Here is a 25,612-nt window from a genome sequence, read left to right as displayed (position 1 = left end):
AGGTTGAGTGATCGTGTTGTGCCAGAATCAACACAACCCCAACAGCTTTACCCTGGTGAGCATCACCAGAAACTACTTCTTCCAGATTGGCTGCAGCGCTCCCCGAGCGAGGCAGCAACCCGTCAAAGCCTGATGACCATAGCGAGTCGGTCCCACCCCTTCCCATCCCGAACAGGACCGTGAAACGACTCCACGCCGATGATAGTGCGGATTACCCGTGTGAAAGTAGGTAATCGTCAGGCTCCCCTGCAGCATCAGAAACCCCACCCCAACACGGTGGGGTTTCTGCGTTTACACCGTAAGCGCGCAGAAATGGACGTCTGGAACTCTTTGATCTGAGCGTGCAGGATGAGCGTGAGCACGTAAATCGATGGGAATTCGGGGCGTTTTGAGCAGCTTGCGTGATGTAGCGGTGGGGGTCTCCCTCAGGCATCTTGCACAAACGACGCCCAAGGGAGAGTCTCGTGTCTGCCAAGAACCGAGACTTCCAGAGTGTGCCACGTGAGTGCCCGCGATCCCAACTTCTATCACCTGCTGTTACGTATCGATCAGGACTTCGCCGAACAGACCCGCGCGCAGCGTTGTCGCTGCGGTGGCGTACTCCATAGCGCCCGCTACCCGCGCAAGCCGCGCGGAATTTCATACGAAGCCCGCTGCCACTGCGAGTTCCGCTACAGCTTCTGCTGCGCCGACTGTCGCCGTCGTACCACGCCATTCTCGGTGCGCTTTCTCGGCCGGCGCGTCTACACCGCCGCAATCATGATTGTCGTCAGCGCCACGCGTGCGAGCGCCGGTACGGCCGCGGCAATGCGCCAGCTCGATGCGCTGGGCGTGCCACCCTCGACGATCGCGCGATGGCGGCACTGGTGGATGACCGGGTTTGTCGGCACACCGTTCTGGGCGCTCGGACGGGCGGCGTTCGTGCCGCCCGTCGAGACCGCACAGGTGCCGGCAAGCCTGCTCGAGCGCTTCGCTACCACGCAGCCTGCCGAGCCATTGCCATGCCTGCTGCGCTGGCTCTCACCGCTCACCAGCGGCAGCGCCGTGAGCACCCTGCGTGAGGGACGGTAACCGCCCGCAGAACTTGTCGCTCGCCCCCCTCGGACTGCGCCGGTAGTCTCGCCTCTCCCCCGAATCGCGGCGCGGTGCGCCGCATCCCTGGAGAGAGCATGACTGAACTTCACGATTTACCCCTGCGGGATCGTTGGGCGCGCCTGCGCTTTGCGGTTGTGGGCCCCTTGCTGGCAGCACCGCCTGAACCCGGGCAGGTGCGCGAACTCATCACCGCGCTGGCCGCCAAACGCTGGCGTCATCCCGTCACTGGCGACGATGTCCAGTTCGGCCGCTCCACCGTTGAGCGGTGGTTCTACCGGGCCCGCAAGGCGGCCCACGATCCGGTGGCGAGCCTGCGCGACCGCAAGCGCCCCAGCGGCGCCGGCGCAAGCCTGTCGCCTCAGGCGGTACAGGCGATTCGCGCGCAGTACCGGGAACATCCCGGCTGGACCTGCCAGTTGCACGTCGACAATCTCAAGGTCACGCTCGGCCCGGCGAACCTGCCGTCGTACACGACGGTGCGTCGTTATCTGCGTGCGCAGGGCCTGTCCCGTGAACGCAAGCCGCGTCATACCAGCGCCGGCGCGATGCTCGCACGCGATCGCCTCGAGAAGCTCGAGGTCCGCAGCTTCGAGGTCGAGCACGTCAACGCGCTCTGGCATCTCGATTTCCATCACGGCTCGCGCAAGCTGCTCACGCATGATGGCCAGTGGATCACGCCGATGCTGCTGTGCGTGCTCGATGACCGTTCGCGCGTCGTCTGTCACGCGCAATGGTTTCTCGATGAGACCGCACGTAGTCTGATCCATGGGCTCACCCAGGCGCTCCAGCGTCGTGGCCGGCCTCGCGCACTGATGACCGACAACGGCGCAGCAATGCTTGCCGAGGAGACGACCGCCGGCTTGCTCGCGCTCGGCGTGCTGCACCAGACGACCTTGCCATATTCGCCGTACCAGAACGCGAAGCAGGAAACGTTCTGGGCCCGCATCGAAGGGCGCGTGATGGCCATGCTCGAAGGCGAGCCCAATCTCACGCTCGAACTGCTCAATCAGGCCACCCACGCGTGGATCGAGCGCGAGTACCACCACGCGCATCATTCTGAGATCGGTGGCACGCCGCTCAAACGCTATCTGGCCGGCCCCGATGTGGGCCGCGAATGCCCGTCGAGTGACGCGCTGCGCGCCGCATTCCGTATCGACGTGACGCGCGCCCAGCGGCGCTCGGATGGCACCGTGAGTCTGGCCGGCACGCGCTTCGAGATTCCCTCGGCCTACCGGCACCTGCAGCGCGTGCACCTGCGCTATGCGCGCTGGGACCTGAGCGGCGTCGATCTCGTCGACGCCGGCAGCGGCGCCGTGCTGTGCCCGCTGCGGCCGCTGGACAAGGCCGCCAATGCTGATGGCCAGCGCAGGCGACTCGATGCCGTCAATGTCGAGCCGCCACCGGCCAGTGCGCCCGGCATCGCGCCGCTGCTACGCCAGATGCTGGCCGACCACGCCGCAACCGGGTTGCCGCCAGCCTGGATTCCCGCCAACTGGCAGGAGGAGGCATGAGCCAGCGTCTGCAAGCCCTCTACGGCCTGAAGTGGAACCCGTTCTCGCCGGAGCTTCCCCTCGAAGCGCTGTACGTGCCGCCGCGCGTCGAGAACTTCTGCTGGCGCATCGAGAACGCGCTCGTGCGCGAAGGCGGCTTCGCGATGATCCACGGCGAGCCGGGGACCGGCAAGAGCGTGGTCATGCGCGTGCTGGCCGAGAAGCTCGAGCGACTGACCGATCTGACAGTCGTCTCGATCAATCATCCGCAGAGCAACCTTGCCGACTTCTATCGCGAGATGGGCGACATCTTCGGTCTGGAACTCCGGCCGCACAACCGCTGGGGCGGCTTCAGGTCGCTGCGCGACCGGTGGATGTCGCACCTGCAAAGCACGCGCCGGCGCCCAATCCTGCTGATCGACGAAGCGCAGGAAATGAGTCCCGGCGTGCTCAACGAACTGCGGCTCATGGCCAGCGCCCGCTTCGATTCGCAGCCCCTGCTGTGCGTGGTGCTCGCCGGCGACACGCGCCTGACCGACAAGCTGCGGCGCGACGAACTGCTGCCACTGGGCAGCCGTATCCGTTCCCGCCTGGGGACCGAGAAGGCTTCGGCCGACGACCTGCTGGCCTGCCTCGAACATCTGCTCGCCAGCGCCGGCGCCCCGCAGCTGATGACACCGCCGCTGCGCCACACGCTGTGCGAACACGCGCTGGGCAACTACCGCGTGCTCACCACGCTCGCCAACGAACTGCTCACCACCGCCGCGCAGCGGGAACTGTCCGAACTCGACGAGAAGCTGTACTTCGAGGTCTTTGCACCATCAACACAGTCCTCGCGCCGCACGCCAGCGCGTCAACCCAACGGAGCCCGATGACATGTCCCGTAAAGCATCACCTCACAAACCCAACGCCTCCCGGAGCTTGCCATTGCCCGAGCTCTCCGACGAGGCAGCCTACATGATGCAGTTCTTCATCGAAGACCTCTATCTGTGGTTCAGCCGCGCCTACGCCACCCAGATCCGCCGCTATCGCGAGCCCTGGTACCGCGGTCCGACACAGCCGCCACACCAGAGCATTGACGAGCCATTCTGAAACGACAACGGGAGCTTCATCGCTCCCGTTTTACTTCGTCCCTCGAACATCATTTATGTTGCTCATTGCCCCATCGATTTACGTGCTCACGCTCATGCAGGCTATGTCCACTGTTTTCGAATCAGTGGACACCTTTCATGACAGAAGAACACTCAGAAACGACTGGGCTGAAGGTCGTCAACGTCGGTCGGGACGGCAAGCGCAGATATGACCGGCAAACCAAACAGAAGTTGGTGGAAGCGTGTCTTGAGCCGGGTGCTTCGGTCGCCGGGCTCGCACTCAAGCATGGGGTCAACGCCAACTTGCTGCGCAAGTGGATCAAGCTGCATCAGCAGCGATTGCCTCGCACGTCCCTGCAGCCAGCGCCGACTGGCACAGCTTTCATTCCTGTAGCCGAAGTCGATAGTCACGAAGCGGTGGTCGCGCCCGCATCCGCGAAGGCACACCGCCACACCCCCGCAGCAAGGACATCGTCGCCCGCGATGACGTCGGTGCGGCTGATGGTGCAGATGCCCAACGGCGTCACACTCCGGTTTGAATGCAGCGGCAATGACGCGCCGTTGCTATCGGCCATGATCGAGACGCTGGGACGGTGCGATGTTCCGCCTGGACGATGAACTGAAGGTCTATGTGCATCGTGACGCCGTTGACTTCCGCAAGAGCATCAACGGTCTCGCAGCCATCGTCGAGCAGTCAATGAAGCTCGATCCATTCGCGCGTGCGGTTTATGTGTTCAGCAATCAGCGGCGCGACCGCATCAAGATGCTGCTGTGGGACCGTAACGGCTTCTGGCTTCTCATGAAACGCCTCGAGCAGGACCGCTTCGTATGGCCGCGCAAGGAAGCGGTGCTCATGCTGCGAACAGAGCAACTTCACTGGCTACTGGAGGGCATCGACATCGAAGCGATGCGCGCGCATCCGAGGCGCTATTATCAGCGCGTGACCTGAAACGAGAACCGGCATCGCTGGTCTAATTCAGCGATGCCGCCATCATCCTCTTCCTCTACCGACGAACTGCAGGCGCTGCGCGCAGAACTCGCTGCCATGAAGGGCGAGTTGCGTGTGGTGACAGTCGAACGCGATTTGCTGCGCGAGAGGCTTAAGGCCTATCAGCGGCAGTTGTTTGCCTCCAGGAGCGAAGTGCGCGGTGCTGAGCAACGCGACCTCTTCCTGAACGAAGCAGAAGCGCTCGCAACGGGATGCGAGCCGGCGCAAGAGACCGAAACTGAACAGAGCGTCGAAGTCGGCGCGCATGAACGCAAGAAGCGTGGGCGCAAACCGTTAAACCCGATGCTGCCTCGCGAGGTCGTGCGCCATGAGTTGCCCGAATCAGAACGCGTCTGCGCACACGACGGCCACGCACTGGTCGAGATCGGCGCCGAGATCAGCGAGCAACTCGATATCGTGCCGCAGCAGGTTCGCGTCATTCAGCACCAGCGAATCAAATACGCATGCCCTTGCTGCGACCTTGGCATCAAGGTGACGCCGGCACCTTCGCGCATCATCCCGAAGGGCTTACTCACTGAATCAGCGCTTGCATGGGTGATTGTGAGTAAGTTCGCTGACGCGCTGCCGCTATACCGGATCGCCGCGTTGCTGCACCGTTTCGGTGGCGATCTCTCGCGCGGCACGCTGGCAGCAAGCGTAGTGCGCGTCGGCATGGCAGTGCAGCCGCTGATTAACCTGATGCGCGACCACCTGCTCGAGGCCGACATCGTCTACGGCGATGAAACGACGGTGCAGGTACTAAAAGAGCCAGGCCGTGCTGCACAACGCAAGAGCTACATGTGGGCGCAGATGAACGGTACCGGACCACCAGTGCGAATGTTCAGCTACAGTCCCACACGCAGCGCGGCGCAGGCCGCCGTGCTCTATGCTGGCATCAAACCCGGCGCGGTATTGATGAGCGACGGCTACGAGCCGTACAACGAAATCGCCCGAACAAACCAGCTGGTACACCTCGGATGCTGGGCGCACGCTCGACGTTACCTGATTGAGGCCGAAGAGGACCTTCCGAAGGAACAGCGCGGCGGCAATCATCCGGTGAGCGAATTCATTCGGCTGATCGGCCAGCTGTTTGCCGTTGAGGCACGATCCCAAGACATGACGCCGGAGCAGCGCCAGCAACTCAGACAGGCCAGAAGTCAGCCAGTTCTCGATCAGATCGAGGCGCTGCTATCGCGTCATCTGAACACGGTGCTGCCGCAAAGCGGGTTCGGCAAAGCGCTTCAATATCTGCGAGGCCAGTGGCCCAAGCTCATTCGCTACGTCGGCAACGGAGCGTGGCCTATCTCAAACAACCCGTGTGAGAACGCGATCAGACCGTTTACGGTTGGACGCCGGAACTGGCTCTTCAGTGACACCGTCGCCGGCGCAAACGCCGCCGCCAACCTGTATTCGCTTGTGCAAACCTGCAAAGCCAACAGCATTGAGCCGTACCAATACCTCATCGCGTTGTTCAAAGGTCTGCCGCACGCGCACACCGCCGACGACTACGAGGCTTTGCTGCCCTGGCGACTGAATCCAAACGTGGCCTGACGCACGTCGCATGGCAATGCGCAAGGACGCCCTCTAATGCGCGCTTACTTTACACCGCCGCCATACACGTAAAATCCCGCGCGATACAGCCGCCTTCACTCCCCGCCCACCCGCAACGCGTTCGCGTAGCCCGTCAGTTCCAGATAGGCCCGTCCGGCATTCACACCTTCGCGGCTTACCCGCACCTCGGGTCGATTGCCAGAACCATGTCGACGAGGTTTCCCTCGCCGCCCCACATCGTAAAATCCGGCTAAGCCCGCTTACGTACCGGAGTCTGGTACGGCACACCAGCGGTAAATCGATCGAGTCGTTCACTCGCATCAGTGATCGCCCAGAGGGGTGCGCTATGCAGCTGCCGGTCATAATTCGTTGCGATCGTCGCAAAAAGCGCGAAGCCCTTGCTGTCCAATGCCCACTTGCCGGTCTCACGGCCGATGTCGAACACTGCCGACACCGCACGTTCCGCCTCGGCCAGTTGTTCATCGGTCGCCGAGCCGAACCCCGATTCCGCCAGAAAGCCCGTCAGTAGCATGATTTGCGTGAGCGTCTGCGCGTCGCTCATGCTGCCGGCGCCGCGGCCCAAGACGTCTAGCGCTAGATGGGCACGCAGCGCGAGGTCGTCGGCGGTTTGCCGGGGAATCGGCAACAGCATGGCCTTGGCATGCCGCGCGCGAGCAGCGCCAGTGTGGCGGGATAACGGAATAGGTTGTGCCATGGAGGTCCAATGTTTATGCCTGTGCAGATGCAATAACGGCGCGGCCCGCAAAAGATTGAGCGCCTCGTCGTGCACGCCGTAGGCGGACCGCCTGGAAGGTCGTCTGGCGGCTTTCGCCGCCACACTTACGCGGAGTCCAGCGCATACGTCCGTCGGACCTGAGGGTGTGATGCCTTTCAATCTTCCTTCATGCCAGAGGCATTCCACCCACCAGGACCCGAACCCCGAACCCCGAACCCCGAACCCCGAACCCCGAACCCCGAACCCCGAACCCCGAACCCCGAACCCCGAACCCCGAACCCCGAACCCCGAACCCCGAACCCCGAACCCCGAACCCCGAACCCCGAACCCCGAACCCCGAACCCCGAACCCCGAACCCCGAACCCCGAACCCCGAACCCCGAACCCCGAACCCCGAACCCCGAACCCCGAACCCCGAACCCCGAACCCCGAACCCCGAACCCCGAACCCCGAACCCCGAACCCCGAACCCCGAACCCCGAACCCCGAACCCCGAACCCCGAACCGGTGTCGATACTGCGACCACGTCGCAACTTCGGCTGCATGCCATACACATAACCATTTGCGTCTCTTCATCAGAGAAGATCACTTCTATCCGCAAGGCACCACACCTACCCAAACGAAACCGCCCTCACCCCACGCACAGCCTCACCCAACCTCACCCTCATCCGAACCCGGCGCCACACTCCGCGCCCGCGCTCTTCGACGAATCTCCGAATCCAAAATCAAACGTCCACGCAACTTCCCCTTCATCCGCTTCACATAGCGTGGCGCCTCGGTCATGTGGATCACCATCAACTCCCGCACCTTCTCCACATCACGCTCACGCGCAGCCTTTGTAATCGCTTTGTGAATCTTGACGTTCGCCTGACCGAACCGCTCATGCTCCGCTTGCGGCGTGTCGTTACGAAACTCGATGAGCTGCCGGATCATTTCATTGATCAACTCGCAACTAAAACGCAGGAACGGATTCGGATTCGCCGCCGCGAGGATGTCGTGGAAATTCACGTCTTCCTGCCGCTGCCGCACGATGTCTTTCCCGCCATGTGACGACGCCGGTTGATCACAACACGCAATGCTCGCGTCGAGCGCTTCGAAGTCCTGCTCCGTCAGGTGCGGCACGGCCCCCGCCGCGAGTTCGGGCTCCAGCAGTTTGCGCACGGTATAGATGTCGTCGATCGAAACGTCTTTGAAGAACAGGTAGTTCTGCAAAAGTTGCAACGTACGATCGAGCGGCACCTCCACCACCATACCCCCGCCGCTCGGCCCGGTGGTCACTTTGATCAGCCCTTGCACCTCGAGCGATTTCAACGCCTCGCGGATCGTGCTCTTGCTCACCGAAAAGAGCTGCTGCAACTCCACTTCGCGCGGCAGCCGGTCGCCCGGCTTCAGGTCTTTCTCGGTGATGAGCCGCTTGATTTCCTCCGCGACCAGATCGCCGCGTTTTTGCTGCTTGATCTCAATCGCGGCGCCAGCCTTGGCGCGGTCCATGGCCATATTCGATGCTCCCAGTTCGTCCTGCACGATCTTCGATCGACTCGCCGGCGCTGTCGCGGCCCGGAAGGCCGTTTCAATGTCGCCAGGAATTTTGCCTTATTGACACCAGAATTTATTGTACCTACGATCAAGTCCAACCTATTTATCATGATAAATAGAACAAAGCCGATGGGGTGGAAAACTTCACGGCGGCCAGCAAGTTCAAGTAGTCGTTCGCGCAATGCGTGCAGTTTCGTAGTCGGTCAGTGCGTGTCTCTTTCCTAAGGAGCGTCATTTTGAATCGCCGAAATATGTTGAAGCTGGCCGCATTGTCGGCCGTTCCGGGGACGTTGGGCTCGCTGGTCGCGCGAAGCGCGTTCGCGCAGGCCGGCGCCTTGCAGTTCGCCTGTCCGGTGCCGATGTCGGGTCCATTCGCGGCGAACGGCAAATACGCCGACCTCGGCATGAAGCTCGCTATCGAGCAGTACGGCAAGGTGTTGGGTCAGCCGCTCGCATACACGGTGCTCGACACGGAAGGCAAGCCCGCAACCGCTGTGCGCCGAGTGCAGGAAATCGCGCAACAGAAGAATGCGCGCTTCTTTGCCGGTGGTATTTTGTCCTCCGAAGCATTGGCAATGGGTAAGGAAGTCCAGAAAGCAGGCGGCATTTTCATCACGACGGCCGGCGCGGACGAAATCACCGGCAAGGACTGCAACGACGCCACATTCCGCTGGTCGGTGCCGACCTACGGCGCGATCGAGCAGACGGTGCGTCCGTTGATCCAGATGATGCCCAAGGCCAAACGCTGGTACACCATCACGCCGCAATACGTGTTCGGCGACGGTTTGCTCTCGGCCGCGAAGACGATCTTCAAGGAGAAGGGCATCGAACATGTAGGCAACAGCTATCACTCGCTCAATGAGAAAGAGTTCAGCGGCTATCTGACGAACGCAGTCGCGGCGAAGCCTGACGTACTGCTTATTCTGAACTTCGGCTCGCAATCGTCCGATACGTTGCGCCAGGCCGTGAGCTTCGGCATGAAGAACAATTGCACGATTCTGATGGCTTGGGCGTCCGGACTCGAGCAATTCGAATCGCTCGGTGCGGACCTGTGCGAAGGCGTCTATTTTGGCGCGCAGTATTGGCACGACATCGATTCGCCGCTGAACCGCGATCTCGTCAAACGCGCGAATACCGCATTCAAGGCAAACCCTAACTACAGCCTTGCAGGTTCGTATATCTGTACGAAGATCCTACTCGACGGCATCGTGAAAGCAGGTAACGTCGATCCGAAGAAAGTGGTTGCCGCACTCGAAGGCATGAAATACGACGGTTTGACCGGCCCGGAAGAAGTCCGCAAAGGCGACCATCAGGTGTTGAAGAACTATTATCTGTTGAAGGGCAAGGCGAAGAACAAGATGAAAAACGCCGACGACTACGCGGATATCGTGAGCTCCGGCCAATCGTTCCTGCCGCTCGACAAAACCGGCTGCAAGATGGCCTGAAGCCCGAGTGCCGCACGCCGGCGCGGCGCGCAGGTCGCAGCATTGCATCGCGATTCTTTTCGCACCTCCTTTAGACGGACGCCATGAACGTTTATCTCCTGCAGATCGTCAACGGCATCGGAGTGGGAATGCTGTATTTCCTGCTCGCAGTCGGCTTGTCGATCGTGTTCGGCCTGCTGCGCTTCGTGAATTTCGCGCACGGCGCGTTCTATCTGCTCGGCGCGTATTTCTGCTATCAGGCGATGCAATGGTCCATGAGTTTCTGGACCGCGCTCGTAGTCGTACCGGTCGTCGTGGGCGCGCTTGCATGGGTCGTCGAGAAACTGATTCTGCGGCACGTCTATGCGCAGCAACATGAGTTTCATATCCTCGTGACCGTCGGTCTCGCGCTCGTCGTGCAGGAATGCGCGATCCTGATCTGGGGACCGCTCGGCGATAACGTGGCCGTGCCCGACGTGTTGAATGGCGTGGTGATCTGGGGCAGCTTCGTGTATCCGAAGTACCGTCTCTTCGTGATCGGCTTCACGGCGGTACTGGCCGCGCTTTTGTGGTGGGTGCTGGAAGGCACGCGGCTCGGCAGTGCGGTGCGTGCGGGCAGCGAATCGACGGAGATGGTTTCGCTGCTCGGCATCAACGTGTTGCGCGTTTTCAGCCTCGTGTTCGCGCTCGGCGCCGCAACGGCCGCGCTGGCGGGCGTGCTTGCCGCGCCGATTCGCGGCGTCGATCCGTTCATGGGCATCGAAGCGCTCAGTGTCGCGTTCGTCGTGGTGGTGGTAGGCGGAATGGGTAATTTCCTTGGCGCACTGGTGGGAGGGCTGCTGGTGGGCATCGTCCAAAGCGTGATGAGCACCTTGTGGCCGGAAGGCGCGCGATTGATGATCTACGTCGCGATGGCCGCGGTGCTATTGCTGCGACCGAACGGTCTGCTCGGGAGAGCGGCATGATCGATACGTCGAAACCTATCGCGCAGAGCGCTGTTTCTACCAAGACTCAAGCCGGCCTGAAGCATTCATTGCACCGTTATCGCTTCCTGTTGCTGACGCTGCTAGTCGTGTGCATTTTGCCGCTCACGTTACGCTCGGGATCGCTGGCCACTGAAGTGCTGGTGTTCGCACTCGCCGCACTCGGTTGCAATTTGCTGTTGGGCCACACAGGTTTGCTCTCGTTCGGGCAGGGCATTTTCTTCGGGCTAGGCAGCTATTGCGCGGGACTGGTCCTGACCAAGACAGGGTTGCCGGTGTCCATGGCATTGCTTGCGTCGGCTGTCATCGGCGCGGCGGCCGCGGCACTGGTCGGCTGGTTTTCGATTCGCCAACGCGGCACGTACTTCGTCATGTTGACGCTCGCATTCGGCCAACTGTTCTACTTCCTCGCCTACACTACACCCGATCTGACCGGCGGCGACAACGGCTTGCTCGACATTCCACGCCCGGCGTTGGGCTTGTTCGGCAAAGCGCTCGTGCCGTTGACCTCGCCCTGGCAATACTACGGCTTCGTCGCGGTGCTGTTCCTCGTGGTGTTCTGGCTGTTGATGCGCGTCTCGCACTCCGTATTCGGCCGTACGTTGCTCGCGATTCGCGACAACGAAGCGCGCGCGGCTGCGGTCGGTTACGACGTCAAGCGCTTCAAACTGATGGCGTTCGTGATCTCCGGCGCGGTCACGGGCTTGGCGGGCGCTTTGCACGCGCTGATGACCGGCATCGCGCCGCTCTCCAACATCGACTATCACACGAGCGAGATGATCCTCGTGATGACGGTGATCGGCGGCACCGGCAATCTGTTCGCCTCCGTATTGGGCGCTGCGTTCTATGTGCTGTTCGCCGACTGGCTCTCCACATTGTGGCCGCGCTGGCTCTTGCTGCTCGGCATCGTGCTGATCGCCGTCAGCCTGTACATGCAGCGCGGTCTGTGGGGATTGGGCGAGCGCGTCTGGCAATCGCTGCGCCGTAAATCATCCGCCGATGCCGGCAACGACGCAGACAAGGAGTCCGCATGAGCGAAGCCATTCTGCAAGCGAGCGGCGTGGTGAAGCGCTACGGCAAATTCACCGCGCTCTCCGACGTCACCTTGAACATCATGCCGCGCACGGTGCATTCCGTGATCGGACCGAACGGCGCGGGCAAAACCACGCTGTTTCACGTGTTGACCGGCACGCTGCCTATCACCGAGGGCAAAATCGTTTTCGACGGCCATGATGTCACGCGCGAGCCGGATCATAAACGCGTACGGCGCGGCGTCGCGCGTTCGTTTCAGGTGACGAGCCTGTTCGCCAATCTGAGTGTGCGAGAAAATCTGCGGCTTGCCGCGCAAGGTGTCGACGCAGTGCGAGCGCTGAACGCGTGGACGCCGCCGCACGGCGCGCTCACGCATGCGGACATCGTCGATAGCGTGCTCGAACGGCTTGCGTTGCAGCGTTTCAGCGAGGTATCGGCAGGCGCGCTTTCGCACGGCCAGCAGCGGCGGCTCGAAGTCGGCATGGCGCTCGCTGCGCGGCCCAAGGCGATCTTTCTCGACGAGCCCACCTCAGGCATGGGTATCGACGACCTCGACGACATGAAGCAGCTGATTCGCGGCCTGCGCGACGATTACACAGTCGTGCTGATCGAACACAACATGGGCATCGTGATGGACATCTCCGACACGATCACCGTCATGCAGCAAGGGCGCGTGCTGGTGGAAGGGCGCCCCGACGATATTCGCGGCGACGAGCGCGTACGCAGCGCTTATCTTGGCAACATGATCACCGGAGGCCGCGCATGATTCTCGACGTGCAGCAGATTCACGGTTTCTACGGCAAGAGCCACATTCTGCAAGGCGTCTCCCTGCAGATCAACGATGGTGAAACGGTCACGCTATTGGGCCGCAACGGCGCCGGCAAATCGACCACGCTCAAAGCGATTGCAGGCGTCGTCGCGCCGCAGCGCGGCACGGTCACGTTCAACGGCGGCAAGATCAGCGGCATGCCGCCGCACAAGATCGCATCGCGGGGCGTTTGTTTCGTGCCCGAGCATCGCGGCATCTTTCGTCTGCTCACGGTCGAAGAAAACTTGCGGCTCGGTGCGCGCAAAGATTCGCCGTGGCAACTCGACGACATCTACCGCATTTTTCCGCGGCTCAAGGAACGGCGCACGAACGGAGGCGCACAGCTATCCGGCGGCGAACAACAGATGCTTGCAATCGGCCGCGCGCTGATGAATCACCCGCGTTTGCTGATGCTCGATGAACCCGTCGAAGGCCTCGCGCCGGTGATCGTCGAAGAAATCGTTGCGCAGCTCAAGCTGATCCGCGAGGCGGGCGTGGCGATTCTGCTGGTCGAACAAAATCTCGAAGTGTGCACGCAACTCGCGGATCGCCACTACATCATCGAACAGGGCGTGATCGTCTATTCAGGCGACAACGCGTCGTTTGCGGCGGACGACTCGATCAAGGACCGTTATCTCGGCGTCGGCGTGGTCTGACGCGCATTCAGTCTTCAACACGAGGAAGCATCGATGCAAGTTCATGAATCAACAACCGTCGCGACGTTCGCCGATCTACGAGTCGACGGCGCGCGGCTCTGGGACAGTCTCATGCAACTCGCGCGAATCGGCGCCACCGACAAAGGCGGTGTGTGCAGGCTCGCACTCACGGAGCTGGATCGCGAAGCACGTGACCTCTTTATCGCGTGGGCGAAAGAGATCGGCTGCAGCGTGCGGGTGGACGCGATCGGCAACATTTTCGCGCGCCGCGCCGGTCTGCGCGACGATCTGCCGCCGGTGATGACCGGCAGTCACATCGACACTCAGCCTACCGGTGGCAAATTCGACGGCAACTACGGCGTGCTCGCGGGACTCGAAGTGCTGCGCACGCTAACCGACGCCAACGTGCAGACGCTTGCACCGCTGGAAGTCGCGGTGTGGACCAATGAAGAGGGCTCGCGCTTCGTGCCGGTGATGATGGGTTCCGGTGTTTTCGCCGGCGCATTCACCTTGGCGCATGCGCTCGAACAACACGATCGTGAGGGCATCACGGTACGCGATGCCCTGGCTCGCATTGGATATGCCGGTGAAATCACAAAACCGCATGCGGTAGGCGCTTATTTCGAAGCGCATATCGAACAAGGCCCCGTGCTGGAAGCACACGATAAAACAATCGGCGTGGTCCAGGGCGCGCTCGGCCAACGCTGGTACGACGTGACCGTGCACGGCATGGAAGCGCACGCCGGTCCTACGCCAATGGAATTGCGCCGCGACGCGCTGCTCGTCGCAGCCGATCTGATTCACGCAGTCAACCGCATCGCGCTGGATCACGCGCCTCACGGTCGCGGCACGGTCGGCTGGCTCGACGTGCATCCGAATTCACGCAATGTGATTCCAGGCCGCGTGACACTCACCGTCGATCTGCGCGCCGCCGACGACGCCACGCTCACCGCAATGGATAGCGCTTTGCGCGCCGCATGCGCAGTGGCGAGCGAAAAGACCGGCATCACGGTGGACGTCGAACAGGTGGTGTATTTCCCGCCGCAACCGTTCGCCGCTGAACTGGTCGGCGCAGTGAAGCAGGGCGCGGACACGCTCGGTTTTTCGTCGATGGACGTGATCAGCGGCGCCGGCCACGACGCCGTCTATCTCGCGAGAGTCGCGCCGGCAGCGATGATCTTCGTGCCGTGCAAAGACGGTATCAGTCACAACGAAATCGAAGACGCGCGAGCGGATCATCTCGAGGCTGGTTGCAACGTGCTGCTGCAGGCCATGCTGAACGCCGCGCAGAAAGCGGGGAGCGCGGACGCATGAAGATCCTCATCGCGCGGATGAATCACGAGACCAATACGTTTTCGCCGGTGGCCACGCCGTTGGCGGCATTCGGCCGTAACGGGCCGAGCTACGGCGAAGACGCGTTCAACGACAACAAAGGCATGCAGACGGCGATGGCGGCGTTCATCGACGCAGCCGAACGTGAGCATGCCGACATCGTGACGCCTGTGTCGGCATCGGCGAATCCGAGCGGGCCGGTCGAGGCCGCCGCTTACGATGCGATCTGCGAGGCGATTGTGTCGGCCGCCGTGGGTTGCGACGCCGTCATGCTCGATCTGCACGGTGCGATGGTCGCCGAGAATTCGAACGACGGCGAAGGCGATTTGCTCGAACGCGTGCGCGCGCTGCTGCCGGATGCGCCGATCGCGGTCGCGCTCGACTTGCATGGCAACGTCACGCAAAAGATGATCGACAACGCCGACGTGATCGTCAGCTTCAAGACCTATCCGCACGTCGATATGTACGAGACCGGCGCGCACGCGGCGCGTCTGATGTTCGACATGGTTCGCGGTAAGGCGAAGCCTGTGATCGCGTGGCGCCAGCCGCCGCTGCTCACGCACACGCTGCGCAGCGCGACTGCCGAAGGCGCGATGAAGCGCGCCGTCGACGCCGCGCGCGCGGCCGAGACCGAAGGCATGCTCGCGGTATCGGTGCTATCCGGCTTCTCGCTCGCCGATATCGAGGCACCATGCATCAGCGTCGTGGTGGTGGGCGACGGCGATCCAGAGCAAGCCGAAGCGGTCGCGGAACGGATCGCGCGGCAGATCTGGGACGAGCGCGAAGATTTCGTATACCGCAGCGCGCCGCTCGCTGAATCTGTCGCGCAAGCCGCCGCGCTCGCAGCGGACGCCGACAAGCCCGTGCTCCTGCTCGATCACGGCGACAACTGCATGTCGGGCGGCACGTGCGACACGATGGATCTGCTCGAAGAAGCCTTGAAGCAGAAGCTCGAAGGCATCGTGAGCGGGCCGTTGTGCGATCCGCAAGCGGTCGCGGCGTTGATGTCGGCGGGCGTCGGCAGCACGGTGACCGTGACCATCGGCAACAAGGTCGCGAGCGATGCGCTCAAGCCGCGTCCGCCGCTCTCCGTGACCGGCGTGGTGCGCGCGCTGACCGACGGCGAGTACGTGATCAGCGGCCCGACGTACACCGGCCAGCGGGCTTTCATGGGACGCGCCGCGGTCCTCGACACGGGCACCGTCAAACTCGTGATGACCGAGCGCACGCACGAACCTTGGGACCTCGGCGTGTTCGAGAGTGTCGGCATCGATCCGCGTCGCGCGCGCTTTCTGTTGCTCAAATCGCGCATGTATTGCCGCCCGGTGTTCGTGCCGATTGCGGCGGCGCTGGTGGAATGCGATAGCCGCGGTGTGACGAGTTCGGATTACGGCCTGTTCGCTTTCAGGCAGGTGAAGCGGCCGGTTTATCCGCTGGATACGCAGGCCGAGTGGGCATCGGCGAATTGAATCGATAGAACTGCCGTCAAGGGCTTGTGCTGAGCGTTTGGGTTCTCTATAATTCGCGCCTCTAAAGGCTCGTAGCTCAGTTGGTTAGAGCACCACCTTGACATGGTGGGGGTCGTTGGTTCGAATCCAATCGAGCCTACCAACGCATCCGTGACGTAGACGAAAGCGGTTTCGCTTTCGTCTACTGTCAGGTTATCGCATCACCCGGCGCATAGTGCATCGTGCCGCTGTCCTGCCCACTTCTCTCCTCTGTATTCCCTTGAGCTAGTCGCAACGTCACGCGTTCGGCGTGAATGCGTTTGCACGTCCAGCGTCGCCGTATCGCGTCGTCATTCGCCAATGCGCGGTACAGTTAAGCCTTCCGGTTTCGCCACTGAATAAACTGCCGTCGGCGCGCGACGCAAGCGCGGGCAGCTTAAAAGGAAGCTGACGCAATGAAGAAGCTCATCAACGAGGTGTCCGCGGTCGTTCCGGACATGCTCGACGGACTCGCGGCGCTCAATCCCAATCTCTCCCTGTTGCAAGGCGGCACGATCGTCGTGCGCGCGGACGCCGAGGCCGCCGCGGCGCGCGGTGAAGTCGCGCTGATCTCGGGCGGTGGCTCGGGCCACGAGCCCGCGCATGGCGGCTATGTGGGCTCCGGCATGCTGAGCGCGGCGGTCGCGGGTGAAGTCTTCACGTCGCCGTCCACCGACGCCGTGCTCGATGCGATCCGCGCGGTGGCCGGCGCCGCAGGCGCATTGCTGATCGTGAAGAATTACACGGGCGACCGCTTCAACTTCGGCCTCGCGGCGGAGATTGCGCGCGCCGAAGGCATTCCAACGGAAATGGTGATCGTCGCCGACGACGTCGCGCTGACGGCAAGTGGCGATCACGCGGGCCGTCGCGGGTTGGCAGGAACCGTACTGATTCACAAGATAGCGGGCGCGGCTGCGGCAGCGGGGCGCCCGTTGGGGGAAGTCGCGCAGATCGCCCGTGATGTGGCGGCCTCGCTCGGCACGATGGGTGTCGCGCTTACCGCGTGCACGGTGCCGGCCGCGGGCAAGCCGGGCTTCGAACTGGCCGACGGCGAGATTGAATGGGGACTCGGCATTCACGGCGAACCGGGCGTGGAGCGCGGCGCGCTGGAACCCGCTGACGCGATTGTCGAGAAACTGCTGGCGAAGATCGTCGGCGACCTGTCGTTGCAAACCGGTGAGCGTGTGGCGTTGCTGGTGAACAATCTGGGCGGCACGCCTTCGAGCGAATTGAGTATCGTGGCCGGCTCCGCGCTGCGTTATCTGGCGAAGCGCGGCATCGAGGTTGAACGCGCATGGGCCGGCACGTTCCTGAGCGCGCTGGAAATGGCCGGCGTCTCGCTGACGCTGCTGCGTGTGGACGACGAACGGCTCGCATGGCTCGACGCCGCCACGCATACCAGCGCGTGGCCCGCGCTGAGCGGCCGCGTCGCGCGGGTTTCCGTGCGCCCTGCGCCGGCCGAGCCGGAGCGCGCAAGCGGTGCGACGCTGTCGCGCGAAGCGACCTTGCGCCGCGTGATCGAAGCCGTTTGCGCATGCCTGCTGGAAGCCGAGCCCACGTTGACGGACATGGATCAACGCGTCGGCGACGGCGATCTCGGCATCAGTCTTTCGCGTGGCGCCCGCGCGATCCTTCACGAGCTCGATGACTATCCGGCTGAAACAACGCCCGCCGCCGTACTGCGCAGCATGTCGGCGACGCTGCGGCGCGTGGTGGGCGGCACGTCGGGCCCGCTTTACGCGGTGATGCTGGTGCGCGCGGCAGTCGCGCTCGAACAGTCAGGCGGATCGACGCCGAAAGAATGGGCGGTGGCGTTCAGCGCGGGTGTCGACGGTTTGATGGAACTGGGCGGTGCGCATCCGGGCGATCGCACCATGGTCGATGCATTGAAGCCGGCCGCCGACGCGCTGCAGTCCGCTCTCGCACGCCAGGATGCACTGGATGCTGCGTTGCAAGCGGCCGTTGACGCGGTGAGCGCAGGCGCATCGCAGACGGCGTCGATGCATCCACGGCGTGGCCGTTCGAGTTATGTCGGCGATCGCGCGCTAGGTCACGTGGATCCTGGCGCGCATGCGGTGGCGTTGTGGCTCGCCGCGATTCGCGAGGCGCTGGCGGCGTAGGCGAGCCTCAGCGCGCGGTCACGGACGAAGCAGATCAAACCCGGCCAGCGTAACCACACCGCTCACCACGATCAGCGCCACCGAATGCTGTCCGAAGTAGAGCAGGCCGGCCGCCGACCAGCACGTCAAGGCAAATGCGGCAATACGTTTCATGCTTCAAAACCCCAAGGCTACCGCCAGCAACCCGCTGACCACGCCGCACACGACGACGGCCAACGCCACGACCGTCAGCACGCGCCGCGGAAACGAGCGTCCGAGCATGGCCATGGACGGTACGCTGATCAGCGGCAACGTCATCAGCAATGCGCCTGCCGGGCCGGCCGCCATGCCGAACGAGAGCATGGCCTGAATGATCGGCACTTCGCCCGCGGTCGGAATCACGAACAGCGTGCCGGCAATGGCCAGCGCAATGATCCACAGCAGGCTGTTGTCGATCTCCGGTCCGACGTGCGGAAACAGCCACGTGCGCGCCGCGCCGAGAATCAGCACGAGCACGATGTATTCGGGAACGAGCCGCAGCGTCATCGTGCCGAGGATTTTCACCCAGCGTGCGAAAGCGGTGCCGGGCACATCGACGGCGACCAGTTGCGCCATCGCTTCGCGCGACGCTTCGGCTTCCTTCGGTGTCACCATGCGGTTCACCAGATACCCGAGACCGAACACCATCACGATGCCCAAGGCGAGGCGCAGGCCCATCCACTGCCAGCCGAGCACGAAGCCCATGAAAATCAGCGTAGCCGGATTCAAGGCGGTGTTGCCCAGCCAGAATGCGATCGCCGCGCCCGGCGCTGCTTGGCGCGCCCGCAAACCCGCTACCACCGGCGCGGCGCAGCACGTGCACATCATGCCCGGCAACGACAGCAAGCCACCCTTCACCACGCTGCTGAAATCGGTCCGGCCGAGCGCGCGCGCGACCCATTGCGGCGGAATCAGCGCCTGCACCGCGGAGCCGAGCAGCAGCCCGAGCACCATGGCTTGCCAGATGGCTTTGCCGTAGGCGAGAGCGTAGTCGATGGCAGACTGCCACGACGCCGCCGGCGCGCTCGCCGACGTGCCCATCAGGATCGACTTGCCGATGGAGTGCTGGCTCGCGGCCACGAACGCCCGGTTGTAGTACGGGAACCACTTCACGTAAAAGAGGCCGACTACGGCGATCAGCAGAAAGACGATCCAGCCTAGCGCGACTCGCGGTTGTCGAAGGGTTGATTGCATAGTGGTCTTGAACGTTGGTTTTTAATCAGACGACAGCGAGTGCGCTGCTGTCGAGCTCGGCAAGCAGTGCCTTCGCCTGGTCGACGACATCGGCGTCGTTGGGACGGAAATTCCATTGCAATGCGCGCGCCAAATGAACGAAATGCTGACGGCTGCTACGCGCATACGCCGGATCGTAATGCCGCTCGATCAACTCGTGCGCGAGGTCGGCGCGCCGGTTGTCGTCGACGAGCTGCTGCCAACCCGTGATACGTTCCCGGCTATGCAAACCGATCATTCGTTGCAACTGTCCCTTGAGCAACTCGGGATCGTCGAACAGATGGGCATAGTCGTGCAGCAGGAAGGCCGCGCGATCTTCGGGGTTCGAGATCACCTCGACGCAGCGGCCCTGATGAAACGTGTCGAGCAGCGCGAGCGGCAGCGCGATGGAGCCGATGCGCCGGCTCTCGGCTTCCACGAACACCGGCCGTGCCGGATCGAACGTGCGCAGTGCGCTCACGAGCAGCGTATCGAAACGCTTCTGCGAAGGCTGCGGCACGCCGGCCCAGGCGCCGAGCAACGAGCCGCGATGCGCGGCCAGCGCTTCGAGATCCAGCGTCTGCGCGCCCGCGGTGTTCAGGGCCGCCAGCAGGCGCGTCTTGCCGCTACCGGTCGGGCCGACCAGCGCGATGTAGGAGAAGGCCTTCGGCAAGGTAACGAGCGTGTCCAGCGTGGCGCGCCGATAGGTCTTGTAGCCGCCTTCGAGTTGGCGCGCCTGCCAGCCGATCATATTGAACAGCATGGTGACCGAACCCGAGCGTTTGCCGCCGCGCCAGCAATAGATCAGCGGCCGCCAGTTGCGCGGCCGGTCGGAGAACGTCGTCTCCAGATGATGCGCGATATTGCGCGCGACCAGCGCCGCGCCCATGCGTGTGGCTTCGAACGGCGATACCTGCTTGTATGTCGTGCCGACCAGCACGCGCTCTTCGTTGCTCAGCACGGGCGCGTTGAGCGCGCCCGGAATATGGTCTTCCGCAAACTCGAGAGGCGTGCGCACATCGATGATTTCGTCGAAATCACCGGCATGTTCGAGGCTGACGAGTAGGTTTTTCAAGGACTTGGGGACACGATGTGCCGGCTGCGGCGGGATGGAATTATCGCACGCGTCGGAATGACCGATCGCATTTCCTCCTGCCGCGCGCGGCTCAGATAACCTCGACGCGTCCTTCTCCACTCACCATTTCGCCGATCACGCACGCCTCGCCGAATCCGTCGGCGCGGAACAGCGCGAGCACTTCGTCGACGGCTTGCGGTGCGCACGAGACCAGCAGGCCGCCCGAGGTTTGCGGGTCGGTGAGCAGCGTGCGCGCCGTCGCGGACAATGAGGATGGCAAAACGATGCTTTTGCCGTATGCGTCCCAGTTGCGCCCCGAAGCGCCCGTAAAGATGCCGGCCTCCGCGAGGCTCACCACGTCCGGCAACCACGGCAGATCCGCGTAGCGCACGCGAGCGGTGAGGTTCGAGCCGCGCGCCAGTTCCAGTGTATGGCCGAGCAGGCCGAAACCGGTGATATCCGTGAGTGCATGCACGCCGTCGAGTCTGGAGAGGTCCGCGCCCGGCCGGTTGAGCTTGGTCGTCGCGCCGATCATCGCGGCGTAGCCGGCCGCGTCGAGCCGGTCTTTCTTCAGGGCTGCCGAGAGAATGCCCACGCCCAGCGGCTTGCCGAGGATCAGCACATCGCCGGCTTGCGCGCCGGCGTTGCGTTTGACACGCTTCGGGTCGACCACGCCGATGGCGACGAGGCCGTAGATCGGCTCGACCGAATCGATCGAATGACCGCCTGCGAGCGGGATGCCGGCTTCGGCGCACACGGATTCGCCGCCCTTCAGCACGGCTGCGATCACGTCGTGCGGCAGCACGTTGATCGGCATGCCGACGATGGCCAGCGCCATAATCGGCTTGCCGCCCATGGCATAGACGTCGGACAGCGCGTTGGTCGCGGCGATGCGGCCGAAGTCGAACGGATCGTCGACGATCGGCATGAAGAAGTCGGTCGTGGCGACGATCGCCTGATCGTCGTTGAGCCTGTAGACGGCGGCGTCGTCGGCTGTGTCGTTGCCGACCAGCAGATCGGGAAAAAACGGCAGCGGCGCGCTGCGTTTGAGCAGGTCGGCGAGCAGGCCCGGCGCGATCTTGCAGCCGCAACCGCCGCCGTGGGACAGACTGGTCAGGCGGGGCGACGCGCTTGCGTGGCTTGGGGTATCGGTCATTGTGGCGGGCATTTAAGGCGACAAATGACCGCCATTATGATGGTTGTTCGGGCAATGCGCAGCGACGGCGGCCTTCGAAGCGAGCCCGGCAGAGCGCGAAACACCTCGTCGATTCTTCTGAAGTTACCCATAACGCGCGGCGTGCCCGTCATGGGCTTGCTGCAATTTAGCGTGTCATTAAGCCGCGGCAATCGTCATTTATTGCTGCCCGCGCCGGTGCCGTATAGCCCATTATCGAAGCCGCCCGCCCCCTGGGTCTTGTGACCCTGCCCGCCCGTTTTGCCGCGCGTGTTCGCCGAACCGCCGTCCTTGGTCTGTGGCTTATGCGATTCATGAACTGCCGAGGCGGACGCATCGGGCGCCGATCCCATCGAAGAAGTGCGGTTCTCCTGCTGCGACGAGCCGCTGCCTTGTGTAATCTGGGCAACGCCGTGCGAACTCAGTACGAGCATCGCACCACCCAGCGCAATGGACACAGCACCAGCTGCGGTACGCCGCTTCACAACGCCGTACATAGTGCCCGCGGAAGAAAAGGTGAAATGTGGAAGGATCATAAGTGCGCCAAAGGTCAGGAGTTAGCGTCGAGCGCCTGCTTCCTGTCAGCAATAACAGTGCCTCGAATAATGAAACCGGCTGCAGCAATTCATATTTGATTGCACCGTGGAAGGTATAACTCCTCGCTGCAGGATTTCATACCGCTCTCTATAATCGTTATTAGTGTCCCCATAAAGAGCCGAGGCCATTCGATGACCCATATGTCCCGGCGACAATTTCTGAAGGTTTCCGCCACCACGCTAGCCGGATCGAGTCTCGCCCTCATGGGCTTCTCACCGGCGCCCGCGTTAGCGGAGGTTCGTCAGTACAAGTTGTCGCGCACAACCGAAACCCGCAATACCTGCCCGTACTGTTCGGTAGGCTGCGGCATCCTGATGTACGGGCTCGGCGACAACGCCAAGAATGCAAAGTCCAGCATCATCCATATCGAAGGCGATCCCGATCATCCGGTCAATCGCGGCACGCTGTGCCCGAAAGGCGCGAGCCTGATCGACTTCATTCATAGCGAGAGCCGTCTGAAGTATCCGGAGTACCGTGCGGCGGGCTCGAATGAATGGAAACGCATTTCATGGGAAGACGCGCTCGACCGCATTGCGAAATTGATGAAGGAAGATCGCGATGCCAACTTTGTCGAGACAACAGCGGACGGCAAGAAGGTCAACCGCTGGCTGACTACCGGCGTGCTCGCGGCGTCGGCCGGCAGCAATGAAGTGGGTTATTTGACGCACAAGACGGTCCGCAGTCTTGGCATGCTCGCATTCGACAATCAGGCGCGTGTCTGACATGGCCCGACGGTGGCAGGTCTTGCCCCGACGTTTGGCCGTGGAGCGATGACGAACCATTGGGTCGACATCAAGAACGCGGATGTGATTCTGGTAATGGGCGGCAATGCGGCCGAGGCGCACCCGTGCGGTTTCAAATGGGTCACTGAAGCCAAAGCGCATCGCAAGGCGAGGTTGATCGTGGTCGATCCGCGCTTTACGCGCACGGCATCGGTCGCGGACTATTACGCGCAGATTCGGACCGGCTCGGACATCGTGTTCCTGGGCGGGGTGATCAACTATCTGCTTACCAACGACAAGATCCAGCACGAGTATGTGAAGAACTACACGGACATGCCGTTCATCGTTCGTGAGGACTTTTCGTTTACCGACGGTCTTTATTCCGGCTACGACGCTGGCAAACGCAAGTACGACCAGAGTTCGTGGGACTACGAACGCGGCGACGACGGCTATGCGAAAGTCGATCCGACCTTGCAGCACCCGCGCTGCGTCTATCAGTTGATGAAGCAGCACTACTCGCGCTATACGCCCGAACAGGTCGAGAGCACGTGCGGCACGCCCAGGGAAAAATTCCTCAAGGTGTGCGAGATGCTCGCATCGACGGCGGTTCCGGGGCGCGCCGGTACGATCCTGTACGCGCTCGGCTGGACGCATCACTCGATCGGCGCGCAGATCATTCGCACCGGCGCGATGGTGCAATTGCTGCTGGGCAATATCGGCATTGCGGGCGGCGGCATGAATGCGCTGCGCGGTCACTCGAACATTCAAGGTTTGACCGACCTCGGCCTGATGTCGAACCTGTTGCCGGGTTACATGACGCTGCCGCTGGAAGCCGAGCAGGACTTCGACGCCTTCATCGCGAAACGCGCAAGCCAGCCGCTGCGGCCGAATCAGTTGAGCTACTGGCGCAACTATCGCGCGTTCCATGTCAGTTTCATGAAGTCATGGTGGGGCGACAACGCGACCGCCGAGAACAACTTCGGTTTCGACTATCTGCCCAAGCTCGATAAGTCGTACGACATGCTGCAGGTCTTCGAGCTGATGAATCAAGGCAAGATGAACGGCTACATCGCGCAGGGCTTCAATCCGCTTGCCGCGGCGCCGAACAAGGCGAAGATCGGCGCGAGTCTGGCCAAGCTGAAGTGGCTGGTCGTCATGGATCCGCTCGCTACGGAAACGTCGGAGTTCTGGAAGAACTTCGGCGAGTTCAACGACGTGGATCCGTCGAAGATTCAAACGGAGGTGTTCCGTTTGCCGACCACCTGTTTCGCGGAAGAACGCGGCTCGCTGGTCAGTTCCAGCCGTGTGCTGCAGTGGCACTGGCAGGGCGCGGTCGGGCCCGGAGAAGCGAAGAGCGACCTCGAGATCATGTCGGGGCTGTGGCTGCGTATCCGTGCGGCTTACCGTAAGGACGGCGGCAAATATCCGGATCCGATTCTCAAGATGAGTTGGCCGTATGCCGATCCGGAAAGCCCGACGCCCGAAGAAATCGCCATGGAGTTCAACGGCAAGGCGCTCGCCGACGTCACCGACCCGACCGATAAAACCAAGGTGCTCGCCAAACAGGGCGAGCAGCTGTCGAGCTTCGCGCAGTTGCGCGACGACGGCAGCACCGCGAGCGGCTGCTGGATCTTTTGCGGCTCATGGACCCAGGCGGGCAACCAGATGGGCCGCCGCGACAACTCCGACCCGACCGGCATCGGCAACACGCTGAACTGGGCGTGGGCCTGGCCGGCGAACCGGCGGATTCTGTACAACCGTGCTTCGTGCGACGTCAGCGGCAAGCCGTTCGATCCGACGCGCAAGCTGATCGCGTGGAACGGCAAGGCGTGGACGGGAGCGGACATTGCCGACTTCAAGGCCGACGAACCGCCCGAAAACGGCATGAATCCGTTCATCATGAACGCGGAAGGCGTGGCGCGTTTCTTCTCGCGCGACGGTCTGGTTGAAGGGCCGTTCCCGGAGCACTACGAGCCGTTTGAAACGCCGCTTGGCTACAACCCGCTGCATCCGAACAACAAGGCGGTCGTCAGCAGTCCGGCGGCACGCGTGTTCCCCGATGACCGGGCCGCGTTCGGCACGCACGAAAACTTCCCGCATACGGCGACCACGTATCGTTTGACGGAGCATTTCCATTACTGGACCAAGCACGCGCGCTTGAACGCGATCGTGCAGCCGCAACAGTTCGTGGAGATCGGCGAGGACCTGGCGAAGGAAGTGGGCGTGGTGGCCGGCGATCGCATCAAGGTGTCGTCCAATCGCGGGCATATCATTGCCGTGGCGCTCGTCACCAAGCGGATCAAACCGTTGATGATCGAAGGAAAGAAGGTTCAGACAGTCGGATTGCCGTTGCATTGGGGCTTCAAGGGAGTTGCGAAGCCGGGCTATCTCGTCAACACGCTGACGCCCTCCGTGGGCGATGGGAATTCGCAAACACCGGAATTCAAATCGTTCCTCGTCAAGGTCGAAAAGGCATAGGGAGAAGAG

General features: G+C 62.6%; 23 protein-coding genes, 1 tRNA gene and 1 rRNA gene. 18 read left to right on the top strand and 7 right to left on the bottom strand.

Features of this window, described 5'->3' with window-relative positions:
- Positions 1-128: 128 nt before the first annotated feature.
- From rrf to tnpC, 8 genes are all read left to right on the top strand, one after another.
- Positions 129-242, top strand: a 5S ribosomal RNA gene (gene rrf, locus BPHYT_RS32565).
- Between the two features lie 259 nt (positions 243-501).
- Entirely contained in the window at positions 502-1,071 is a 570-nt protein-coding gene (locus tag BPHYT_RS32560; protein WP_007176046.1) for a hypothetical protein, read from the top strand.
- Positions 1,072-1,169: 98 nt separating this feature from the next.
- Positions 1,170-2,606, top strand: a complete 1,437-nt coding sequence (locus BPHYT_RS32555; protein ID WP_012250652.1) for a helix-turn-helix domain-containing protein — start codon at positions 1,170-1,172, stop codon at positions 2,604-2,606.
- Positions 2,603-3,460, top strand: coding sequence for an ExeA family protein (locus BPHYT_RS32550; protein ID WP_012427050.1), 858 nt, complete (start codon positions 2,603-2,605; stop codon positions 3,458-3,460). The genes BPHYT_RS32555 and BPHYT_RS32550 overlap by 4 nt, the downstream gene beginning before the upstream one ends.
- 1 nt (position 3,461) lies before the next feature.
- Positions 3,462-3,677 (top strand): hypothetical protein, encoded by a 216-nt coding sequence (locus BPHYT_RS32545; protein WP_012250658.1) that lies wholly within the window; start codon positions 3,462-3,464, stop codon positions 3,675-3,677.
- A 137-nt stretch (positions 3,678-3,814) separates the two neighbouring features.
- On the top strand, positions 3,815-4,294 hold the full coding sequence (gene tnpA / locus BPHYT_RS37695; protein ID WP_012428382.1) for an IS66-like element accessory protein TnpA: 480 nt from the start codon (positions 3,815-3,817) through the stop codon (positions 4,292-4,294).
- Complete coding sequence (tnpB, locus tag BPHYT_RS32535; protein ID WP_012428381.1) at positions 4,275-4,625, top strand: IS66 family insertion sequence element accessory protein TnpB; 351 nt, start codon at positions 4,275-4,277, stop codon at positions 4,623-4,625. Before tnpA ends, tnpB begins: the two co-directional genes overlap by 20 nt.
- A 33-nt stretch (positions 4,626-4,658) precedes the next feature.
- Positions 4,659-6,215, top strand: coding sequence for an IS66 family transposase (gene tnpC, locus BPHYT_RS32530; protein ID WP_012428380.1), 1,557 nt, complete (start codon positions 4,659-4,661; stop codon positions 6,213-6,215).
- 250 nt (positions 6,216-6,465) lie between these two features.
- Here tnpC and BPHYT_RS32525 read toward each other — a convergent pair whose 3' ends face one another.
- Positions 6,466-6,930, bottom strand: a complete 465-nt coding sequence (locus BPHYT_RS32525; protein WP_012428379.1) for a hypothetical protein — start codon at positions 6,928-6,930, stop codon at positions 6,466-6,468.
- A gap of 667 nt (positions 6,931-7,597) precedes the next feature.
- Positions 7,598-8,446 (bottom strand): FadR/GntR family transcriptional regulator, encoded by an 849-nt coding sequence (locus BPHYT_RS32520; protein ID WP_012428378.1) that lies wholly within the window; start codon positions 8,444-8,446, stop codon positions 7,598-7,600.
- Positions 8,447-8,721: 275 nt separating this feature from the next.
- Between BPHYT_RS32520 and BPHYT_RS32515 the strand changes: the two genes are divergently transcribed.
- The 9 genes from BPHYT_RS32515 (at position 8,722) to dhaK (ending at position 18,327) form a co-directional block, all read left to right on the top strand.
- Complete coding sequence (locus BPHYT_RS32515) at positions 8,722-9,930, top strand: ABC transporter substrate-binding protein (RefSeq protein ID WP_012428377.1); 1,209 nt, start codon at positions 8,722-8,724, stop codon at positions 9,928-9,930.
- 83 nt (positions 9,931-10,013) lie between these two features.
- Complete coding sequence (locus BPHYT_RS32510; protein WP_012428376.1) at positions 10,014-10,874, top strand: branched-chain amino acid ABC transporter permease; 861 nt, start codon at positions 10,014-10,016, stop codon at positions 10,872-10,874.
- Positions 10,871-11,926: a branched-chain amino acid ABC transporter permease gene (locus BPHYT_RS32505; RefSeq protein WP_012428375.1), complete on the top strand. Its 1,056-nt coding sequence runs from the start codon at positions 10,871-10,873 to the stop codon at positions 11,924-11,926. The genes BPHYT_RS32510 and BPHYT_RS32505 overlap by 4 nt, the downstream gene beginning before the upstream one ends.
- Positions 11,923-12,690, top strand: a complete 768-nt coding sequence (locus tag BPHYT_RS32500) for an ABC transporter ATP-binding protein (RefSeq protein ID WP_012428374.1) — start codon at positions 11,923-11,925, stop codon at positions 12,688-12,690. Before BPHYT_RS32505 ends, BPHYT_RS32500 begins: the two co-directional genes overlap by 4 nt.
- Complete coding sequence (locus tag BPHYT_RS32495; protein WP_012428373.1) at positions 12,687-13,388, top strand: ABC transporter ATP-binding protein; 702 nt, start codon at positions 12,687-12,689, stop codon at positions 13,386-13,388. The genes BPHYT_RS32500 and BPHYT_RS32495 overlap by 4 nt, the downstream gene beginning before the upstream one ends.
- Positions 13,389-13,421: 33 nt before the next feature.
- Positions 13,422-14,702 carry a Zn-dependent hydrolase gene (locus BPHYT_RS32490; protein WP_012428372.1) on the top strand — a complete coding sequence of 427 codons (1,281 nt, stop codon included), beginning with the start codon at positions 13,422-13,424 and terminating at the stop codon, positions 14,700-14,702.
- Positions 14,699-16,189 (top strand): M81 family metallopeptidase, encoded by a 1,491-nt coding sequence (locus tag BPHYT_RS32485; RefSeq protein ID WP_012428371.1) that lies wholly within the window; start codon positions 14,699-14,701, stop codon positions 16,187-16,189. The genes BPHYT_RS32490 and BPHYT_RS32485 overlap by 4 nt, the downstream gene beginning before the upstream one ends.
- 65 nt (positions 16,190-16,254) lie before the next feature.
- Positions 16,255-16,331: transfer RNA gene (locus BPHYT_RS32480), tRNA-Val, on the top strand.
- 292 nt (positions 16,332-16,623) lie between these two features.
- Complete coding sequence (gene dhaK, locus BPHYT_RS32475; protein WP_012428370.1) at positions 16,624-18,327, top strand: dihydroxyacetone kinase subunit DhaK; 1,704 nt, start codon at positions 16,624-16,626, stop codon at positions 18,325-18,327.
- Positions 18,328-18,345: 18 nt separating this feature from the next.
- Here the strand turns inward: dhaK and BPHYT_RS39510 are convergent, their stop codons facing one another.
- The 5 genes from BPHYT_RS39510 to BPHYT_RS32450 all read right to left on the bottom strand — a co-directional run bounded on the left by BPHYT_RS39510 (position 18,346) and on the right by BPHYT_RS32450 (position 22,264).
- A complete protein-coding gene (locus BPHYT_RS39510; protein ID WP_012428369.1) occupies positions 18,346-18,480 on the bottom strand; it encodes a hypothetical protein in 135 nt (44 codons plus the stop codon).
- A gap of 3 nt (positions 18,481-18,483) precedes the next feature.
- Complete coding sequence (locus BPHYT_RS32465; RefSeq protein ID WP_012428368.1) at positions 18,484-19,539, bottom strand: permease; 1,056 nt, start codon at positions 19,537-19,539, stop codon at positions 18,484-18,486.
- A 25-nt stretch (positions 19,540-19,564) separates the two neighbouring features.
- Positions 19,565-20,632, bottom strand: coding sequence for a tRNA 2-selenouridine(34) synthase MnmH (mnmH, locus tag BPHYT_RS32460; protein WP_012428367.1), 1,068 nt, complete (start codon positions 20,630-20,632; stop codon positions 19,565-19,567).
- A gap of 91 nt (positions 20,633-20,723) precedes the next feature.
- On the bottom strand, positions 20,724-21,788 hold the full coding sequence (gene selD, locus BPHYT_RS32455) for a selenide, water dikinase SelD (RefSeq protein WP_041759341.1): 1,065 nt from the start codon (positions 21,786-21,788) through the stop codon (positions 20,724-20,726).
- Between the two features lie 194 nt (positions 21,789-21,982).
- Positions 21,983-22,264, bottom strand: a complete 282-nt coding sequence (locus BPHYT_RS32450) for a beta-xylosidase (RefSeq protein WP_238535702.1) — start codon at positions 22,262-22,264, stop codon at positions 21,983-21,985.
- 270 nt (positions 22,265-22,534) lie between these two features.
- On the opposite strand from BPHYT_RS32450, the gene fdnG reads away from it, so the two are divergent.
- A complete protein-coding gene (gene fdnG / locus BPHYT_RS32440; protein WP_083772117.1) occupies positions 22,535-25,603 on the top strand; it encodes a formate dehydrogenase-N subunit alpha in 3,069 nt (1,022 codons plus the stop codon).
- Positions 25,604-25,612: the final 9 nt, after the last annotated feature.

It is taken from the genome of Paraburkholderia phytofirmans PsJN, assembly GCF_000020125.1.
Taxonomy (GTDB): domain Bacteria; phylum Pseudomonadota; class Gammaproteobacteria; order Burkholderiales; family Burkholderiaceae; genus Paraburkholderia; species Paraburkholderia phytofirmans.
The sequence above is the reverse complement of the archived record's forward strand: the minus strand, read 5'-3'. Positions and strand labels throughout refer to the sequence as shown.

Bases quoted from the DNA above. Each gene is read 5' to 3' on its own strand.
- BPHYT_RS32505 (WP_012428375.1), top strand. From the start codon at position 10,871: ATGATCGATACGTCGAAACCTATCGCGCAGAGCGCTGTTTCTACCAAG.
- selD (WP_041759341.1), bottom strand. From the start codon at position 21,788: ATGACCGATACCCCAAGCCACGCAAGCGCGTCGCCCCGCCTGACCAGT.
- BPHYT_RS32495 (WP_012428373.1), top strand. From the start codon at position 12,687: ATGATTCTCGACGTGCAGCAGATTCACGGTTTCTACGGCAAGAGCCAC.
- BPHYT_RS32510 (WP_012428376.1), top strand. From the start codon at position 10,014: ATGAACGTTTATCTCCTGCAGATCGTCAACGGCATCGGAGTGGGAATG.
- BPHYT_RS32490 (WP_012428372.1), top strand. From the start codon at position 13,422: ATGCAAGTTCATGAATCAACAACCGTCGCGACGTTCGCCGATCTACGA.
- tnpA (WP_012428382.1), top strand. From the start codon at position 3,815: ATGACAGAAGAACACTCAGAAACGACTGGGCTGAAGGTCGTCAACGTC.
- BPHYT_RS39510 (WP_012428369.1), bottom strand. From the start codon at position 18,480: ATGAAACGTATTGCCGCATTTGCCTTGACGTGCTGGTCGGCGGCCGGC.
- BPHYT_RS32485 (WP_012428371.1), top strand. From the start codon at position 14,699: ATGAAGATCCTCATCGCGCGGATGAATCACGAGACCAATACGTTTTCG.
- BPHYT_RS32555 (WP_012250652.1), top strand. From the start codon at position 1,170: ATGACTGAACTTCACGATTTACCCCTGCGGGATCGTTGGGCGCGCCTG.
- BPHYT_RS32465 (WP_012428368.1), bottom strand. From the start codon at position 19,539: ATGCAATCAACCCTTCGACAACCGCGAGTCGCGCTAGGCTGGATCGTC.
- BPHYT_RS32550 (WP_012427050.1), top strand. From the start codon at position 2,603: ATGAGCCAGCGTCTGCAAGCCCTCTACGGCCTGAAGTGGAACCCGTTC.
- tnpB (WP_012428381.1), top strand. From the start codon at position 4,275: ATGTTCCGCCTGGACGATGAACTGAAGGTCTATGTGCATCGTGACGCC.
- BPHYT_RS32520 (WP_012428378.1), bottom strand. From the start codon at position 8,446: ATGGCCATGGACCGCGCCAAGGCTGGCGCCGCGATTGAGATCAAGCAG.
- tnpC (WP_012428380.1), top strand. From the start codon at position 4,659: ATGCCGCCATCATCCTCTTCCTCTACCGACGAACTGCAGGCGCTGCGC.
- dhaK (WP_012428370.1), top strand. From the start codon at position 16,624: ATGAAGAAGCTCATCAACGAGGTGTCCGCGGTCGTTCCGGACATGCTC.
- BPHYT_RS32525 (WP_012428379.1), bottom strand. From the start codon at position 6,930: ATGGCACAACCTATTCCGTTATCCCGCCACACTGGCGCTGCTCGCGCG.
- BPHYT_RS32545 (WP_012250658.1), top strand. From the start codon at position 3,462: ATGTCCCGTAAAGCATCACCTCACAAACCCAACGCCTCCCGGAGCTTG.
- BPHYT_RS32500 (WP_012428374.1), top strand. From the start codon at position 11,923: ATGAGCGAAGCCATTCTGCAAGCGAGCGGCGTGGTGAAGCGCTACGGC.